This window comes from Stenotrophomonas sp. KH_029 (genome assembly GCF_057839765.1).
Map to the genome: position 1 here is coordinate 2,136,893 of NZ_CM174498.1, position 16,348 is coordinate 2,153,240.

19 protein-coding genes are annotated in these 16,348 nt (G+C 65.1%); 18 read left to right on the forward strand and 1 reads right to left on the reverse strand.

Translation table 11 applies throughout. From position 1 onward, the window contains the following. Positions 1-8: 8 nt before the first annotated feature. The 8 genes from AC3ITM_RS09775 to AC3ITM_RS09810 all read left to right on the forward strand — a co-directional run bounded on the left by AC3ITM_RS09775 (position 9) and on the right by AC3ITM_RS09810 (position 9,634). Positions 9-3,263 (forward strand): ESPR-type extended signal peptide-containing protein, encoded by a 3,255-nt coding sequence (locus tag AC3ITM_RS09775; protein WP_489269981.1) that lies wholly within the window; start codon positions 9-11, stop codon positions 3,261-3,263. Positions 3,264-3,431: 168 nt separating this feature from the next. Beyond that, positions 3,432-3,842 (forward strand): autotransporter outer membrane beta-barrel domain-containing protein, encoded by a 411-nt coding sequence (locus tag AC3ITM_RS09780; RefSeq protein WP_489269982.1) that lies wholly within the window; start codon positions 3,432-3,434, stop codon positions 3,840-3,842. A 130-nt stretch (positions 3,843-3,972) separates the two neighbouring features. Next, positions 3,973-6,501: a heavy metal translocating P-type ATPase gene (locus AC3ITM_RS09785; RefSeq protein WP_489269983.1), complete on the forward strand. Its 2,529-nt coding sequence runs from the start codon at positions 3,973-3,975 to the stop codon at positions 6,499-6,501. A 122-nt stretch (positions 6,502-6,623) separates the two neighbouring features. Continuing rightward, complete coding sequence (gene cueR, locus AC3ITM_RS09790) at positions 6,624-7,124, forward strand: Cu(I)-responsive transcriptional regulator (protein ID WP_489269984.1); 501 nt, start codon at positions 6,624-6,626, stop codon at positions 7,122-7,124. A 199-nt stretch (positions 7,125-7,323) separates the two neighbouring features. Next, on the forward strand, positions 7,324-7,530 hold the full coding sequence (locus AC3ITM_RS09795; RefSeq protein WP_228887011.1) for a heavy-metal-associated domain-containing protein: 207 nt from the start codon (positions 7,324-7,326) through the stop codon (positions 7,528-7,530). Positions 7,531-7,575: 45 nt separating this feature from the next. Next, positions 7,576-8,406 (forward strand): DUF8832 domain-containing protein, encoded by an 831-nt coding sequence (locus AC3ITM_RS09800; RefSeq protein ID WP_489269985.1) that lies wholly within the window; start codon positions 7,576-7,578, stop codon positions 8,404-8,406. 143 nt (positions 8,407-8,549) lie between these two features. Further along, positions 8,550-9,152: a hypothetical protein gene (locus tag AC3ITM_RS09805; protein WP_489269986.1), complete on the forward strand. Its 603-nt coding sequence runs from the start codon at positions 8,550-8,552 to the stop codon at positions 9,150-9,152. An 80-nt stretch (positions 9,153-9,232) separates the two neighbouring features. Beyond that, positions 9,233-9,634 carry a hypothetical protein gene (locus tag AC3ITM_RS09810; RefSeq protein ID WP_489269987.1) on the forward strand — a complete coding sequence of 134 codons (402 nt, stop codon included), beginning with the start codon at positions 9,233-9,235 and terminating at the stop codon, positions 9,632-9,634. An 85-nt stretch (positions 9,635-9,719) separates the two neighbouring features. On the opposite strand, the gene AC3ITM_RS09815 is transcribed toward AC3ITM_RS09810, so the two are convergent. Further along, a complete protein-coding gene (locus AC3ITM_RS09815; RefSeq protein ID WP_489269988.1) occupies positions 9,720-10,076 on the reverse strand; it encodes a helix-turn-helix domain-containing protein in 357 nt (118 codons plus the stop codon). Between the two features lie 137 nt (positions 10,077-10,213). On the opposite strand from AC3ITM_RS09815, the gene AC3ITM_RS09820 reads away from it, so the two are divergent. From AC3ITM_RS09820 to AC3ITM_RS09865, 10 genes are all read left to right on the forward strand, one after another. Beyond that, on the forward strand, positions 10,214-10,372 hold the full coding sequence (locus AC3ITM_RS09820; RefSeq protein ID WP_489269989.1) for a hypothetical protein: 159 nt from the start codon (positions 10,214-10,216) through the stop codon (positions 10,370-10,372). Next, entirely contained in the window at positions 10,372-10,542 is a 171-nt protein-coding gene (locus tag AC3ITM_RS09825; RefSeq protein ID WP_489269990.1) for a hypothetical protein, read from the forward strand. The genes AC3ITM_RS09820 and AC3ITM_RS09825 overlap by 1 nt, the downstream gene beginning before the upstream one ends. Further along, positions 10,535-10,732, forward strand: coding sequence for a hypothetical protein (locus tag AC3ITM_RS09830; RefSeq protein WP_489269991.1), 198 nt, complete (start codon positions 10,535-10,537; stop codon positions 10,730-10,732). Before AC3ITM_RS09825 ends, AC3ITM_RS09830 begins: the two co-directional genes overlap by 8 nt. Positions 10,733-10,850: 118 nt before the next feature. Next, a complete protein-coding gene (locus tag AC3ITM_RS09835; RefSeq protein WP_489270074.1) occupies positions 10,851-11,783 on the forward strand; it encodes a rolling circle replication-associated protein in 933 nt (310 codons plus the stop codon). After that, entirely contained in the window at positions 11,780-12,058 is a 279-nt protein-coding gene (locus tag AC3ITM_RS09840) for a single-stranded DNA-binding protein (protein ID WP_489269992.1), read from the forward strand. Before AC3ITM_RS09835 ends, AC3ITM_RS09840 begins: the two co-directional genes overlap by 4 nt. Positions 12,059-12,301: 243 nt before the next feature. Beyond that, positions 12,302-12,541, forward strand: a complete 240-nt coding sequence (locus AC3ITM_RS09845) for a hypothetical protein (RefSeq protein ID WP_489269993.1) — start codon at positions 12,302-12,304, stop codon at positions 12,539-12,541. 533 nt (positions 12,542-13,074) lie between these two features. Then, the gene (locus AC3ITM_RS09850; protein WP_489269994.1) at positions 13,075-14,202 is read left to right on the forward strand and encodes a hypothetical protein; all 1,128 of its coding nucleotides are present in this window, start codon (positions 13,075-13,077) and stop codon (positions 14,200-14,202) included. Then, positions 14,199-14,516: a DUF2523 family protein gene (locus AC3ITM_RS09855; protein ID WP_489269995.1), complete on the forward strand. Its 318-nt coding sequence runs from the start codon at positions 14,199-14,201 to the stop codon at positions 14,514-14,516. The genes AC3ITM_RS09850 and AC3ITM_RS09855 overlap by 4 nt, the downstream gene beginning before the upstream one ends. After that, positions 14,513-15,712, forward strand: a complete 1,200-nt coding sequence (locus AC3ITM_RS09860; protein ID WP_489269996.1) for a zonular occludens toxin domain-containing protein — start codon at positions 14,513-14,515, stop codon at positions 15,710-15,712. The genes AC3ITM_RS09855 and AC3ITM_RS09860 overlap by 4 nt, the downstream gene beginning before the upstream one ends. Beyond that, positions 15,712-16,335: a TraX family protein gene (locus tag AC3ITM_RS09865; RefSeq protein WP_489269997.1), complete on the forward strand. Its 624-nt coding sequence runs from the start codon at positions 15,712-15,714 to the stop codon at positions 16,333-16,335. Before AC3ITM_RS09860 ends, AC3ITM_RS09865 begins: the two co-directional genes overlap by 1 nt. Positions 16,336-16,348 lie beyond the last annotated feature (13 nt).

The window sequence follows — 16,348 nt, forward strand, 5'->3', positions numbered from 1 at the left end:
AGAAAACCATGAACTGCATCTACCGAATCGTCTGGAATGCCGCCACCGGCAAATGGGTGGTGGCATCGGAGCTGGCCCGCGGTCGCCGTCGCGCCCGTGCGGGTGCCGGTGCGGCGCTGGTTGCCCTGGGCATGGCCCTGGCCAGCCCGAGCGTACTGGCCAGCGATATCAGCGAGCTACTGTGCGCAGCGCAGGACCAGGACGCTACCACTCCGCCATGCGACCTTGCACATACCGACCAGGCGGGCATCACCGGCGCAGCGGTGCAGGCCGACGTCGATGATGCATTGCTGGTGGTCAACGCCGGTGCCAACGCCACCGCCGCCAGCACCACAGGCGTCAATATGATCGCCATCGGCAGCAATGCCATCGCGCGTCCCGCTACCAACGGTGCCAACATGGCCGCGCTGGCGCTGGGCAGCAACACCATCGCCGCCGGCAGCAATGCGGTTGCGGTGGGCTACGGCGCCAGCGCCAACAGCGACAACGGCAGCGGCACCAGTGGCGCCACCGCCGTGGGCGCTTCGTCACGGGCGACCTGGAATGCCACTGCCGTGGGTTTCCAGGCCAATGGCCAGGGCACGGTGGTGACCGCCCTCGGCGCCGCCGCGACCGCCACTGGCGAGCGCGGCATCGCGCTGGGCAATGCCGCTTCGGCCACCGGGCAGTACGCCTCGGCGATCGGTGCCGGTGCACGCGCCACGCATGCAAACAGCGTTGCCATTGGCCAGGGGGCACAGACCCGTGGCACTGCCACCTTCGCGGTGGGCTCCACCACCCGCCGCCGACAGATCGAAAACCTGGCCGACGGCACTGCCATCAACGATGCCACGACCGTGCAGCAGTTGCGTGCCGCCGCCGCCGCTCTGGGGGGAGGCGCAGGCGTAGACGCACTGGGGGGAGTAACCGCACCGCGTTATGACCTGGCCAACGGCGGCGTCCAATCGACCGTGGGTGGCGCTATCGCTGCGCTCGACGGTGGGCTGTCCACGTTGGATCTGACTGTCAACCGGGTCATCGAACGCCTGCATGAGGGCAGCATCGGCCTGGTCGGCCAGGTGTCGCCGGGCAGTGCCCTCACCATGGGCGCGTTGCACGACGGTGCCGCGGTCCAGCTGGTGGGCACCCAGGGGGCGCGCACGCTGCGCGGTATGGCCGCAGGCGTAGACAGCGACGACGCGGTAACCCTGGCGCAGCTGCACGAGACGGCGCAAACCGCCGCCGCTGGCCTGGGTGGCGGCGCGCATATGGGCGCGGACGGGCAGTGGAACCCGCCGGTCTATACGGTGGCGGGTACAGATCATGGCAGCATCGGCAGTGCCCTGCTGGACCTGGACGGCCGCGTTGCCGCACAGCGCGCCGGGCTGGATGACCTGAAGGGCACCGCGCTGCCGGTGCAGCGCTATTTCCAGGCCGAGGGGGACGGCAGTGATGCCGCGCAGGCCAGTGGCACCCACAGCGTGGCGATGGGCAGTGCTGCGGCGGCGACTGCGCGCAATGCGTTGGCCGTCGGCAACGGCGCCAATGCCGCAACCGAAGGCGGCATCGCCATCGGTGCCGGGGCCAGCGCCGGCGGCATCAATGCGATTGCACTGGGCGCCGGTGCGGTCGCCGACCGTGACAACGTGCTGTCGATCGGCAACAGCGCCGCAGGCCTGGGCCGGCAGCTGATCAATGTCGCCAACGGTACCCAAGGCGCCGATGTGGTCAATGCCAGCCAGCTGCGGGCGGCAATCGCCGCGCTGGGCGGTGGCGCCACGTTCGACGCAGTCACCGGCGCAGTCACCGGGCCGCGCTACGACCTGCAGCAAGGCAGCTATACCGATGTCGGTGCCGCGCTCTCGGCAGTGGACGGCGGCCTGCTGGCGCTGGATGCCCGAACCACGGTCAATGCCGGCGATATCCTTGACGTGCACCGCCAACTGGTGGAGTGGGGCAGTGGCCAGGCCGGGCTGGTGCAGCAGGCCACCGTGAATGCCACGGTCAGCGTAGGCGCCGCACAGGGCGGCAGTCGTGTGGATTTCACTGGCACGGCCGGCGCGCGCCAGCTCAAGGGTATCTCCAGTGGCCAGGCCATCACGGATGCGGTCAATGTCGGGCAAATGCAGCAGGTGCTGGCCGCCGCACAGCCGCAGGACAGCCGTTACATGAAGGTGGACGGTGCAGCCGACGGCAGCGACGATGCAAATGCCAACGGCAGCGGCGCGCTGGCCCTCGGCGCAGTCACCAGCGCGAATGGCACTGCGGCCACCGCGATCGGCCACGCCGCCCATTCCAGCGCGGAGGGCAGCGTCGCCCTGGGTGCCGGCTCTGCGGCTACTCGGTCCAACACCGTCGCCATCGGCGTGGCAGGAAACGAACGCCAGCTGGTCAACGTTGCCGACGCCAGCGAGGACACCGATGCGATCAACCTGCGCCAGTTGAAGGCGGCGGGCTTGGTCGGGGATGATGGCCAGATGCGCGACGCGGTGGGCTATTCCGCTGGTAGCGGGCGCGATCAAGTGATGTTCGGTGGTTCCGCGGGCACGGTGCTGGGCAACGTGGCCGACGGGCTCATCGACCTGGGCAGCCGCCAGGCCGTCAACGGTGGCCAGTTCGCCGCGATGCGTGATGGGCTGGTGGAGCGCATCGAGGCGCTGGATGGTCGTGTCGACGCACTGGGTGGGCAGGGCGGCGGCGGCAGCGGGTTGCCCTACTACGGCGCCACTGGCAGCACGGAACTGGTCGCCAATGGTGCACCGGCAGCGGCCAGCGGCGAAGGTGCGGTCGCGGCTGGCGCCGGGGCGGTTGCCAGCGCGGACAATGCCGTGGCGTTGGGTGCCGGTGCGGTGGCCGATCGTGCCGACAGCGTGTCAGTGGGTACGGTGGGTGCCGAACGCCAGGTGGGCAACGTCGCTGCGGCGGTATATGAAACCGACGCCATCAACGTGGACCAGCTGCGCGAGCAGATGGCATCAGCAAACAGCTACACCGACCAACGCGTTGATGCACTGTGGAGCAGCATGAATGAAGACATCGGCCACATGCATCGCCAGATCAACCGTGGCATCGCCGCGTCGGCCGCGCTGGTGCAGGTCACCCCCAATCTGCCCGGAAAGGTCACGCTGAATGCAGGTGTCGCCCGCTACCGTGGCGAGTCCGCATTCGGCGTGGGTCTGTCGCGCTGGAGCCGCGGCGGCCGCTACAACGTGAATGCCGGCGTGTCGGCGGCACGCGGCGACCAGGCGCTGTTCAATATCGGCTTCGGCATTGCGTTTGACTGAGCAACGCCATGCGCAGGCGGCAGCTGCCTGTGTACGGCGACAGCCGGCGCGCCGGCCCATGGTTGGCGTGCCGCGGCAGTGGCGACGCCCCGATGCGACCGGCGGGGATCGGCAGGCTGGGCGATTGCAACCCTGCAGCGGCGCGCCGGAATGCGCCCGGAGGCTGCGGTGGAGAATGACGATCCGGCTGTAGGCGCCCCACAGGACCGTGCATCACTGCAGCTGGGCTGGAGGAGCATCCTGACCGAAGCCAACGGCACCGTCATCGACGGCGGCGATGCGGGCGGCCTGGCTACCAGGATCGGCGTGCGCGTCTTCGGCCACGGCAGCACCGGCAGCGGCAACCGCGTGCAGCCATTCGTGACGCTCGACTGGATGCACGAGACCACCGACAACCGGCTGCGCTTCGCCGACCAGCCGCTGGCGGGCGGACTGCCCACAAACCGCTATGAAGTCAGGGCCGGCGCCGAGCTGACCCTGGGGCCGCGCTGGTCGGCCTGGGCGGATCTGGGCGGCCAGCGGGGAGACGGTGGCTACCGGGAAGTGTCCGGGCAGGCCGGCCTGCGGGCGAACTGGTAGGCAGTTCTCAGCGCGGGCAGGGCGGGGGGGGGGCACCCGGGCGACTCACCGAGTTCGTCCCGGGCCCTTGACCTTCCCACCGTGGGAATCCCTAAGCTGGTTCCAACGTAGACTTTCAAGGGGTAGCCCGATGGCTTCCGCCGTTGTCCAGCAAGACCCCAGATCGACCAAGCCGCCGCATGGGCGGCTCAGCCTTCCGGTCAAGGGAATGACGTGCGCTTCCTGCGTGGGTCGCGTCGAGCGTGCCCTCAACGCGGTTCCCGGCGTGAACACCGCCATGGTCAACCTTGCCACCGAGCGTGCCGAGGTCACCTTCATCGGCGCGGCCGATCCGCAGGCCGTGGTCGATGCGATCGAAGGGGCCGGCTATGCGGTCCACGAGGAAACCAGCGCGCTGGTGATCCAGGGCATGACCTGCGCGTCCTGCGTGGGCCGGGTGGAAAAGGCCTTGCGGCAGGTTCCCGGCGTCATCCATGCCAATGTGAACCTGGCGACCGAGCACGTGCAGGTGCGCCACCTGGCCGGCGTGGTCGGCATTGCCGACCTGGTAGAAGCTATCGACAAGGCCGGTTACAGCGCCCATCCGGTGGCGGCAGCGGCCGGTGCGGCGGGTGACCAGGATGCAGAGCGGCGTGAGGCCGAAGGGCGTGAACTGCGCCGTTCGCTGCTGATCGCCGCAGTGCTGACCCTGCCGGTGTTCATCCTGGAAATGGGCTCGCACCTGGTGCCGGCCATGCACCACTGGGTCATGCATACGCTGGGCCGGCAGACCAGCTGGTACCTGCAGTTCGCGCTGGCCACCCTGGTCCTGTTCGGGCCGGGCCTGCGCTTCTTCCGCAAGGGCGTGCCGGCATTGCTGCGCGGTGGCCCGGACATGAACTCGCTGGTGTCGGTGGGTACGGCGGCCGCTTATGGCTATTCAGTGGTGGCCACCTTTGTGCCGGGCGTGCTTCCGCCAGGCACGGCGAACGTCTACTTCGAAGCGGCGGTGGTGATCGTTACCCTGATCCTGCTGGGACGCACCCTGGAAGCGCGCGCCAAGGGCCGCACCTCGCAGGCGATCAAGCGGCTGGTGGGGCTGCAGGCCAAGACCGCGCGGGTGGAGCGCGACGGCGCCACCGTGGAGATCCCGCTGGAACAGGTGGCGGCCGGGGACGTGGTGCTGGTACGCCCGGGCGAAAAGGTGCCGGTGGACGGCCAAGTCGTCCAGGGCGCCTCGTACGTGGATGAAAGCATGATCACCGGCGAACCGGTGCCGGTGTCCAAGAACGTGGGCGACGAGGTGGTCGGCGGCACCCTCAACAAGACCGGTGCCTTCAGTTTCCGGGTCACCCGGGTGGGCGCCAACACGGTGCTGGCGCAGATCATCCGCCTGGTCGAAGAGGCGCAGGGTTCCAAGCTGCCGATCCAGGCGCTGGTGGACAAGGTGACCCTGTGGTTCGTTCCGGCGGTAATGGCCGCCGCGGCGCTGACCTTCCTGGTCTGGCTGGTGTTCGGCCCGTCGCCGGCGCTGACCTTCGCGCTGGTCAACGCGGTGGCGGTGCTGATCATCGCCTGCCCGTGCGCGATGGGGCTGGCCACGCCGACCTCGATCATGGTCGGTACCGGCCGCGCCGCCGAACTGGGCGTGCTGTTCCGCAAGGGTGAGGCGCTGCAGGCGCTGCGCGATGTGAGCGTGGTGGCGCTGGACAAGACCGGCACGCTGACCAAGGGCCGCCCCGAGCTGACCGACCTGGTGCCGGCCGACGGCTTTACCCACGACCAGGTGCTTGCGCTGGTCGCGGCCGTGGAGACCCGCTCCGAGCACCCGATCGCCGAAGCCATCGTAGCCGCCGCCAGCCAGCGCGGGCTCGCCCTGGCGGCGGTCGACGGCTTCGACGCCACGCCGGGCTTCGGCGTGACCGCCACCGTTGGTGGGCACACGGTGGCGGTGGGCGCGGACCGCTTCATGACCCGCCTGGGCCTGGATGTCAGCGCCTTCCTGGCAGCCGCCCAGCGGCTGGGCGAGGAGGGCAAGAGCCCGCTGTATGCGGCCATCGACGGCCGCCTGGCCGCGGTGATCGCGGTGGCCGACCCGATCCGCGAAACCACCCCGGAGGCGATCAGGGCGCTGCACGCGCTGGGACTGAAGGTGGCGATGATCACCGGCGACAACGCCGCCACGGCCGCGGCGATCGCGCGCCAGCTGGGTATCGATGAAGTGGCGGCCGAAGTGCTGCCCGATGGCAAGGTCGCCGCGCTCAAGAAGTTCCGCGTCAACGGCGCGCGGGTGGCCTTCGTCGGCGACGGCATCAACGATGCGCCGGCGCTGGCCGAGGCCGACGTCGGCCTGGCCATCGGCACCGGCACCGACGTGGCGATCGAAGCGGCCGACGTGGTGCTGATGGCCGGCGACCTGCGCGGGGTGATCAACGCCATCGCACTGAGCCAGGCCACCATCGCCAACATCAAGCAGAACCTGTTCTGGGCGTTCGCCTACAACGCGGTACTGATCCCGGTCGCGGCCGGCGCGCTGTATCCGTTGAACGGCACCTTGATGTCGCCGATCTTCGCGGCGGCGGCGATGGCGCTGTCGAGCATCTTCGTGCTGGTCAATGCGCTGCGGCTCAAGCGTTTCCGCGCGCCCATGAAGATCGACGCCACCCCCGGACCCGCCTGAAGGAGGCTGGCCATGGCCGGACACGTCGACACACCGGACGTCTTCTTCACGCCCGAGGCGGCACTGACCGCCGGTTGACGGCGTACTTCTATACTGATCGGGCAGATCCCAAGGGGAATATCGTGAACATCGGGCAAGCAGCCAAGTTCTCGGGAGTGTCGGCCAAGATGATCCGGTACTACGAGAGCATCGGCCTGATTCCTCCGGCCACCCGGTCCGAGGCGGGCTATCGCAACTACACCACGCAGGAGGCCAACAGCCTGCGCTTCATACGCCGTTCGCGCGACCTGGGCTTCACCGTCGAGCAGATCTCCGAACTGCTCATGCTGTGGCGCGACGGCGAGCGCACCAGTGCCGACGTCAAGAAGGTGGCGCTTTCGCATGTGGCCGAGCTGGAGGCCAAGATCGGCGAACTGCAGGCCATGGCCAATACGCTGCGCGAGCTTGCCAACAACTGCCACGGCAACAATCGCCCGGACTGCCCCATCATCGAAGAACTGGCCGAGCAGGCCGGTTCCCGGCCACGCGCCGACCGCCCGGCATTGGCCCGCAAGACCCCGCGCTTCGGCATGGATACGCCGGCCTCCTCGCGTGCGCGCAAGGCCAGCTCAAGCACCTCCTGAAAGATGCGGCATGCCGCAACGCGTTGCCCCATGCCGCTGCGGCGGTTGTGGGGCTTGCGCGTGCGCGTCGTCTGGCAGCCGCGTTTTCCACACGATGAACGCAGGCCAAGCCAGCGGCGGATCTCCTGGATTGCGAGTTGACATTGCCACGCTGTCAACGCCGAGAGTGAGTGGCGTACCACTCAACCAGGAGATCAACATGCTTCAGTTCCACATTCCCAACATGACGTGCGGTTCCTGCGCCAGGCCGGTGAGAGACGCGCTGCTGAGCGTCGATCCGCTGGCCCAGATCGAAACCGACACACCCGCGCGACAGGTGCGCGTGGAAACCGCGCTGGACGAAGCGGCCTTCATCGCGGTGCTGGCAGAAGCCGGGTACCCGCACCAGCCGCAGCCGGGCAGGTAACCAGGAGACACACCCATGTTCATCAAACAACTGCTCAGCTTCGGCGTGGCCGCGATCGGCACGGCGGCAATGCCCGCACTGGCTTCCGATGCGGTAACCCGAGGCGCCTTCGCGCTGTCGGGGACGACCGAAAAGGTCACCGCCGAACTTTCCATGGAAACCACCGGCCCGCTTTCCCGCGAACTGCTGATCACCTTCGCCGACAAGACCACCGGCAAGCGCATCGTGCATTTCGACGAGGAACTGACCCAGCAGCTCCACGTCCTGGCAACCGACAGCGACTTCTCCAGCTTCCTGCACGAACATCCCGGCAAGGCCGGGCCGGATGGCCGCTTCCGGGTGGCAATGAACTTCCCCAAGCCCGGCGTCTACCATGTGTTCGCTGACGCGGTCCCCACCGGACTGGGCCAGCAGGTGGTTCGCTTTGACGTCTCCGTGGCGTCACCGCCCGGTGCAGCGGTGCCGCCCGCGCCGTCTTCCCGGCAGGGCAGCGATGGTCCCTATACCATCCAGCTGGACCAGGCCGGCCTGCAGGCCGGCAAGGAAAGCATGCTGAACCTGACGGTCCTGAAGGACGGCAAGCCGGCGCAGGACCTGGGCCTTTACCTGGGCGTACCGGCCCACGCGGTGTTCGTCGGCACCGACGATCTCGCCTACGTCCACGCGCATGCGATGTCGGCCGATGCCACCAAAACTGCACACGGCGCGCACGGTGCGCATGGCGCAGCGCATGACCCGGCCGCGCCGGTGCCGGCACGGATGATGCTGCACGCCAAGCCTCCCCATGCAGGCCAGTACGCACTCTGGATCCAGTTCATGGCCGGTGGTGAGATCCGGACCGTGCCATTCGTCGTCGACGTGGCCAAGGGTTCGTAAGTCCGCCATTTCGCGGCTGTATGCCGTGGCTGGGGCAAACCCCGACCACGGCATGCGCATTTGCCGGCTGCACCGGCTATCCTCGGAGCTATAGGGAAGTGGCATCCACGATGGATGCGGCAGAAGCCGCGATGGGGTAGGGCATGGAGCAGTTGCTTGGCTTGGTCGGAGGCCAACTCAAAATCCTGGTGGCACTGGCCGTGATGTCGCTGGGCGTTTTCCGGTGGCTGATTGGAAGGAGGGATCTCCATTTCGTCCGGCGCAAGGAAACCCTCCAGTACTGGAAGAATCCGCACGAGCTCGACGCGTTGAGCGTGGAAATGCTGACGCGCCAGCTGTTCGGTGCCTATCTCTCGGCAGATCTGGTCAGAAGGGTCTGCGGCCGACCGGGCATCGAGGTCTGCCGGACCCTGGGGGACCTGGCCGACATATGGAGCCTGGTCGAGTGGCACCCGGAGTCCAGGCAACTTCGTTGGAAAGCCAAGGCCGGGACTACCGCCAAGCGCGCGCGATGGAACCTGGCGTTCTGGGCAGCCTATTCTGCATCGGCCTTCTGCGGGTTGATGATCCTGTTCCTGGTTGCAGCGGCATCTTCGGATGTCACGATAACCACTACCGTCGCCGCGTCGTTGTGCGGGCTGATGCTGATCGGTGCAGCATGGGCGGCGCTATGGCGGACCGACGCCTGGTCGGCGGCGTCCCGCCTCGGCGACGATTTTCTTGAAACGGTGAACCAGGTGGCGTGAGCAGTCCACAGCTGCCCCATGAATAACGTGACGCGTCACGGGGGCTCTGCTATGTTTCGGCCCATCACAAGGAGGTGGACATGGATATCCGAACCGGCGTCATATGGGCACTACTGGCAGTTTCATTTCCGGCCACGGCGCAGATGAGCGCAGCGACAGGCCCGAAGCCAAAGCCGCTTCCGGCAGCCAAGAAGCCGCACTACAACTCAATGGCCAAGGGCACAACGCCGTTCAATTGCGAGGCCTATCGGGCACACCCGCATCCGGGCATGAAAGGTTTCTGCGAAGGCGTTGAGGCGGACACGCTGCAGAACGAAGCGCGGCGCGCTGGACGGCCCGGACCATCAACGGATGTGATCCGGCCTTGCGTGCATCGGTGGCCAGGCGATGCGCAAGCTCCCGAATGGCTGGGCACAGGTCAGTTCGTCATCGGGCGGCTGGCAAAGGTGCCGGGAGGAGTGAGCTCCAGGGCGAGGTGCTGACCAGGTAAAGGCGCAGAGACAAGACCGATGCCGGGACCGGCTTCAACAGGCCGGCGTAACGTCTGAGCCTGTCACACCCCGTTCTTTACATAATATACATTGCGGATTTCTCGTAACCCGGCGAAGCCGTTGCAGCAGTAGGCGTTCCGCCGAATCCGACTGCGATCGCCAGCACCATCGCCATGGCGGCCAGCTTTCGCCAGACGGCCTTTTCTTCGCGGCTAATCGCTCTCGCTTCGCCGACGATCCCGATGACCTTGACCAGTGGCTCACCGGTCAAACCGGCCAGCGTGGCGCACACCACTGCGTTGGGCAGGGACACCCCTTTCCGGTAGTTGCTGACCGAGCTCGGGCGTACCCCTAGCCGCGCAGCAAGCTCCGAATCATTGCCAGCCCCCGTCGCTGCCTTCGCGGCATCGAGCAGTGCATCGATAGACGTCATTTCCAAGACCCTTGACATTGGGATTACAAGGGTATTGAATCACGTCCGGATTCCAAGGGTCTTGGAATTCACCCGCCACCGGCTCCCCTAGGCCGCTGGCGGGGCTTCTAGGGGCTGGGGGCAGGGTAGGGGGCAACATGGCATACGAGCTCTTCCACCGCGTGCGCAGGCGCCGCATCGTCATCGGGGTCTATCCCACACGCGAGGCCGCAATGGCCGTTCGCGCCGCTCGCCAGCAGTACCAAATCGCGTCCGGCAGGCCGGTGACGATCTACCAGATCGGGCGGGTTTCGTGATGACCGGCCTGATCATGATCGTCAGCCTGATGGGAGCCTGCCTGTCCATCTCGTTCGGTGTTGTGCGCATCGGCTCATGGCTCATTGCCCGCCGCGACTACGTGGCGAACCAGCGGATTCGTGACGCAGCCTTCGTCGCCCAGGCACGCGCCGAGGTGTCCCGTGGCTAAGTTCTGGGAGACGGCCTCTTTCGCTGCGTTGATTGGCTTCGTGTGCGGCCTCACCGCCGGCTTCTTCTTAGTCGGCATTCCCGCTGATGAGTTCAACAAGCTGTACCTAGAGAAGGTCCAGCTTGAGCAAGTCTGCATCGGCGGAAACGACCGCGTCTGCCGCATTTACGAGGTGCGCTATGGCCGCTGACGGCTCACGCTCCCCGCGCACCACCTGCGCTTTCTGCGGTGACCCCACGTCCTACTTCTTCCCCGGCGGCCTGTGCGCAGGGTGCACGGGCAGGAATGCCCGCATCAGCCTCGACGCAATGCCGCCTGCGAAGCGCGCAGAGCTTGTCGCGTTCGATGACGCGGTAGGCATGATGCAGGCCGCTGAACGCCGCACAGAGCTTGCCTCCGAGTCACTGGCGCGCAACAAGCGCGCTTCCGGCGCTCCCCTGTCCGAATACCTGAAAGCTGCACCGCTCGCGCTGACTGCTGAGGGCCAGCGCGAAGCGCTGGCCCTTGGGCTTGTCCATTACAAAACAAGTGACACCGCGTCGAAGACCGGTCGTCTCTCAATCGAAATCGACCCGCTGTTGGCGCGGGCGCAACGGCTGCGTAAGTCCGTCATTACGAGTGCACGACTCCATGACCAAGAAGCGAAGAAAGGTTCCAGGCGGGGCAAGTGGTACATGCTCACGCTCACCTACCGAGACGGAAGCCGTAGCGGCCCTCGTGACGTTAGCGAGCTACTTAAGCGGATGCGCGGCCACTTCAATCGAACTGTCGCTCGGCTCCGACGGCTCGCGGGTCAGGTGTTCCGTTATCTATGGGTGGGCGAACTCACCCAGCGCGGAAGACCCCACTACCACCTCCTAGTTTGGGTTCCGCAGGGCATGTGGTTTGGTCGCGTCGATCACCGGTCATGGTGGCCGCATGGCATGAGCAAGTTTGAAGAGGCGCGCAACGCGGTCGGGTATCTCGCCAAGTACGCATCGAAGTTCAGCAGTCTGATGGCCGCTGCCTTCCCAAAGGGGTTCCGCACGCATGGTTGCGGCGGCCTCAATGAAGAATCCCGCCGCGAACTGCGGTGGTGGAAAGCCCCTGTATCGGCACGTGAAGCGCTCGGCGGTGAAGCCGACATCCGCAAATGCCAGGGCGGCTATTTCGACAAGCTCACAGGGGAGTTCTGGCCGTCCCCATGGCGAGTGACCTTTGCATTCGGCCGGACCATCGCTTGGAAGGTAATCCCACTATGAAAGTTCAGGTAATCAGCGAAACCATCGCCGTCCGTTCGTTCCCCGCCCGCGACGGCAAAGCCGCCACCGTGTTCCGTGAGCAGAAAGCTGCCGTGGTCCGCGATAACGACTTCCCGCTGCCGTTCACCATTGGTCTTGATGAAGATCAGCAGCCGTACAAGATCGGCACGTATGACCTGTGCCCGACGTCGCTCCAGAACAACAAATTCGGCGGGCTCGAATTCGGCCGCCGCATCCGCCTGCTCACCCCGTCGCCGACGCCGGGCAAGGCCTAACCCATGCCCACACCGGAAGCCGTGTACGTCCAGTCCTGCACTGCCGCAAACATCGCGGCGGACGGCACTTGCACGGTTCCGGTGTGGATCGAGAAACCCCAGCCAGTACTTCCACCGCTCACGCTGGCTGAGGGTACGCAGGTCGCCTTTGCAATTGCGAGCTGCTGGGCAGCGGGCGTCGTTTACAGACAGTTCGCCCGTGTGTCCCGTGAGCGGTTCTAACTAACCAATGGAGTTCCAACAATGAAGACCAACAACCTGTCCCGCAAGATCGTCGCCTTCTCCCGTTCGGCCGCCGGCAAGGTTTCGACCGGCTTGACCGCCATGGTCGCCACCCCGTTCGCCATGGCGAGCGGCGGCCCGGCTGAGGCCATCACCTCGGAAATCACCAGCGGCAAGACTTCGGTCAACGGCATTCTGGTGCTGCTGGCCGGCGTGCTGGGCCTGTTCCTGCTGTGGTCGATGATCAAGCGCGCCAAGTAAGTAGGGGCCGGATCATGCCGGTCGTGATCCTCCAGGCGCTGGTGACCGCCGGTCAAGTGATCGGCGGAATCCTCTCGATCCTCGCAGCGATCAGGGGTCTTATGACTCTGTGGGGAATGATCAAGAAGACCAAGTAGGGGCGAATTCGCCCCTACTTCCTTTGTGGGGACCGTCATGGGCTATTTCGTTATCGTTGCAGTGCTGGGGGCGCTATGGCTTGCCTTCGACTCCTGATCCTTCTCTCGCTGGCTTTGGCCGGCCTGCTGTTTGCCGAGTCGGCGGCCGCGCAGACCTATCGCTGCACGTCCAGCAGCCCCCGCGTATGCGATCAAGGCGAGGCATACGCGGAGGCAAATGCATATGCTCGATTGACCGTAAAGAACAATCCTACTTGGCCGACGCCTTGCGTTCGTTCGACTCCGGGCGCTTACGTGGCCTTCGCTGGCGGCGGAACTTGCACTGGCAACAGCCTTGGCACACAGAGCTTCTACTATGAGGGGCTCTGTACCGCTCGGCTTGACGGTGAAGCCGGGATGATCAACGGCACGCTCTACAGCGGCGGGGTATGCAACAAGGGCTGCAAGATGGCCCCAAACCTCGATCCAAGCACGAATTTTTCATTGCGCGAGTCTGGCAGTCCTAACGCGATCAGCATTCGTAGTGGCACTTGGAAGGCGACTGGAGACGTATGCGACAGTGACCTGCCAGCGCAGCCACCTAAGAAAGATGAGTTCTGCCACCAGACCAGTTCGGGTCATACCGTCTGCAAGTCGAAGGATAAGACCTGTGTGAGTACCGCGTCCGGCTTCCGGACCTGTGCCAGTGACACAGGGAATACGACCGGCCACACCGCGACGAACAATTCACGCACCGAAGGCATTGGCATCGGAGCGCCCAATACGGCGCCCAATCCGCCGTCCAATCGACCCGGCGAAAACTGGCAGTCCTCCGGCGGCGGTGGTAGCAGCATTACGAACAATGCCACCAACAACATCACCAACAACAACACGTACAACAACACCGGAACGCCTAACGGCAATCAGCCGGTTCCGGGCGACGGCTCAGGCCCGGGTGCAGGTGGTAGCAATGGTGGCGCTGAGGGCGGCGGCAGCGACGGCGGTGAAGGGGAGGGTGGGACAGGCGCTAGCGGCGGTGGCGATTGTCAGACCCCACCAGTTGTGACCGGTGATGCAGCCTTGGCGATGGTTGCGGTGCAGACGTGGGCCACCCGCTGCGCCGTTGAAAAGAACGGTGGCGGCAAGGTTGTTGGCGATATAAACAACTGCGAAGGGCCGTTCAGCGTGGAAGGCGACAGCCCCGAAGCACATCAGCTCCGCGCACGTCGCGCGGAAATGTGCAATGGCCCCAATTGGGCAAAGCCCGGATCAGGCCAGGGCAATAACGGCGACCCTCATGACGGCGCTGAGGACAAGGATGGCCCGGGCAAGTGGACGTGGGAATTCGATTCAGACGTGATCGACTCCTCCGGATTCAGCAGCGGATCTTGCCCCCAGCTTGGAACGCTGGACTTCGGCCGGTTCGGGCAATTTTCAATGGATGGCTTTAGCGGCTGGTGCACCTTGATCGCGGCATTGCACGCCGTGACGCTTCTCATGGGTGCCTTTATTTCAATGCGCATCGTCTTCGGAGACGGATCATGATTTGGGACTGGATTTCTCGCGCGGTGAACCTGCTGTGGACGGTGATGTTCGCCGGAATCGGGCGCATCGTAACCAAGGCACTTAGCACCGCCGGCATTACCCTGGTATCAGTCAGTCAACTGCTGCCCATCCTGAAATCCTTTGTTCTGGAGTATTTCAGCAGCCTGCCGGACTGGGCTTCCAACTTCATCGGTGCTGTAGGTTTCGACAAATTCATCACCATGATTTTGTCTGCGCTCTCGGTGCGGTACATGTTCAAGATCATTCCGATGCCGACTTCCGCGGCGCAGGATCTTGGGGTGACCAAGCAATGATCTACTGGTACACGGGCCAGCCGGGGCACGGGAAGACGCTTCATGCGATCGATCACGCTATTGACTTCCGCGATGAAGGAAGGCTGGTGTACGTGTGCAATGTTCGGGGCTTCAAGCACGATGACGCGCGAATGTTGCCCATGACACCGGAGCAATTCATCGACTGGCCTAACTTCCTTCCTGACGGTGCCGTTTGCGTTGTAGATGAAGCCTACGAGCATGGCATGCTGCCTAAGCGCAGGCCCGGCTCGCAGGTTCCCGGCCATGTGGAGCAGCTGGCAAAGCATCGCCATCGTGGCCTGGACTTCATTTTTGTGAGCCAGTCACCTGATCGCCAGTGCGATGATTTCGTGCAGGATCTGATCGAAAGGCACGTGCATGTGAGGCGTCGTTTCGGCCTTCCGTATGCGCACCTACGCACGTTTGATCGATACGAAAAGAACCCAGAGAAGGGCCACCCACTGATCCTTAAGCGGGTCAAGCTGCCTAAGCGCCCCATGGGCCTTTATGAGTCCACCGTCATGGACACCAGCGAGCGGGCCATTCCGTGGTACTACCCGGTGGCCGCACTGCTGCTGATCGCCATCATCGTCGGTTCGTGGAAGATGGTTGGGCGCGTTCATAGCCAGCTATCGGGAACGCTGGACAAAGACGTTCCGCAGACCACAGCGCAGCAAGCGGCGGAGAACGGAGCGGGAGCGACGGTCGCAGCCGCGCCGCCAGCGGAACCCTCTGCACCTACGCGGTCCAGCGATTACATCGGCTGGATTCAGCCGCGCGTGGCCGGTCAGCCATGGACCGCACCCGCATACGATTCGCTTTCTGTGCCGACCAATCAGCCGCCGCGCCTGTACTGCATGCATGCGGGCGAGGGCAGGGACGCGCAGGGTGATCACCAGCAGGCAAGCTGCACGTGCATCACCGAACAAGGTACGGCCTATGAAATGGAGTTCGCCCGCTGCACCCTTATCGCCCGTAAGGGGCAGTACGAGCCGTTTCTCGACACCAATCAGCGGGAAGCCCGCCGCATGAGCGATATGCAACAGTCTGCGCACTATCAGCAGGAATCGCGGCGCATCCGCGAAGAGTCAAATGGTTCGGTGATCAGCAAGCAGGTTAGGGCGCTTGGCACGTTCCCGGAGTCGGAGCCTTACGCTACGTCCACCGTCTTGCCGCCCACCACAAGGGAAATGTGATGACAGGTGGCGCTCGCGAATCGTTGAAGTGGCTTGCGGTCTTCCTGATGACGCTGGACCACGTGGCAAAGATCCTCTACGGCGGCTACGTGCCTGGACTCAGTGAGGCCGGGCGCATCGCCTTTCCGATCTTCGCGATAGTCATGGCATACAACCTCGCCCAGCCCTCTGCGGATATCGTCAAGTCGATTCGCCGTTTGCTGCTATGGGGAATCATCGCCCAGCCTGTGCATGCGCTGGCGTTCGGCTATTGGCTACCCTTGAACATCCTGCTCACCTTCGCGCTGGCAGCTGCTGTCGTTTACGCGCTTTCCTCCAGGCAATGGTTCGCGCTGGCAGTCTCGGCCGGCTTTCTGCCCCTGTTCGTGGACTACCAGTGGTACGGGGTAGGGTTCGTGCTTTTCAGCTGGCTGGCGTTCCACCATCGCCGGCTATGGCTGCTCGCCCCAGCCTTCGCCGCGATTTGCCTGTTCAACGGCAACCTGTGGGCTTTGGCGGCGATCCCCGTGGTCGGTGCCGCCGCCGGCATTCGGTGGATTGTTCCGCGCACCCGCTGGGCGTTCTATGGCTACTACGTGGGCCACCTTGCGGTCCTCGGCCTGCTTGCCATTGCCGTTACGTGACTGATTGCGGCAC

What these genes read in the sequence shown, in the direction of transcription:
- AC3ITM_RS09775 (WP_489269981.1), top strand. Translation starts at nt 9, where the DNA reads ATGAACTGCATCTACCGAATCGTCTGGAATGCCGCCACCGGCAAATGG.
- AC3ITM_RS09825 (WP_489269990.1), top strand. Translation starts at nt 10,372, where the DNA reads ATGACCGGCCTGATCATGATCGTCAGCCTGATGGGAGCCTGCCTGTCC.
- AC3ITM_RS09860 (WP_489269996.1), top strand. Translation starts at nt 14,513, where the DNA reads ATGATCTACTGGTACACGGGCCAGCCGGGGCACGGGAAGACGCTTCAT.
- AC3ITM_RS09785 (WP_489269983.1), top strand. Translation starts at nt 3,973, where the DNA reads ATGGCTTCCGCCGTTGTCCAGCAAGACCCCAGATCGACCAAGCCGCCG.
- AC3ITM_RS09815 (WP_489269988.1), bottom strand. Translation starts at nt 10,076, where the DNA reads ATGACGTCTATCGATGCACTGCTCGATGCCGCGAAGGCAGCGACGGGG.
- AC3ITM_RS09840 (WP_489269992.1), top strand. Translation starts at nt 11,780, where the DNA reads ATGAAAGTTCAGGTAATCAGCGAAACCATCGCCGTCCGTTCGTTCCCC.
- AC3ITM_RS09805 (WP_489269986.1), top strand. Translation starts at nt 8,550, where the DNA reads ATGGAGCAGTTGCTTGGCTTGGTCGGAGGCCAACTCAAAATCCTGGTG.
- AC3ITM_RS09855 (WP_489269995.1), top strand. Translation starts at nt 14,199, where the DNA reads ATGATTTGGGACTGGATTTCTCGCGCGGTGAACCTGCTGTGGACGGTG.
- AC3ITM_RS09845 (WP_489269993.1), top strand. Translation starts at nt 12,302, where the DNA reads ATGAAGACCAACAACCTGTCCCGCAAGATCGTCGCCTTCTCCCGTTCG.
- AC3ITM_RS09850 (WP_489269994.1), top strand. Translation starts at nt 13,075, where the DNA reads ATGATCAACGGCACGCTCTACAGCGGCGGGGTATGCAACAAGGGCTGC.
- AC3ITM_RS09795 (WP_228887011.1), top strand. Translation starts at nt 7,324, where the DNA reads ATGCTTCAGTTCCACATTCCCAACATGACGTGCGGTTCCTGCGCCAGG.
- AC3ITM_RS09820 (WP_489269989.1), top strand. Translation starts at nt 10,214, where the DNA reads ATGGCATACGAGCTCTTCCACCGCGTGCGCAGGCGCCGCATCGTCATC.
- AC3ITM_RS09810 (WP_489269987.1), top strand. Translation starts at nt 9,233, where the DNA reads ATGGATATCCGAACCGGCGTCATATGGGCACTACTGGCAGTTTCATTT.
- AC3ITM_RS09865 (WP_489269997.1), top strand. Translation starts at nt 15,712, where the DNA reads ATGACAGGTGGCGCTCGCGAATCGTTGAAGTGGCTTGCGGTCTTCCTG.
- AC3ITM_RS09835 (WP_489270074.1), top strand. Translation starts at nt 10,851, where the DNA reads ATGCCGCCTGCGAAGCGCGCAGAGCTTGTCGCGTTCGATGACGCGGTA.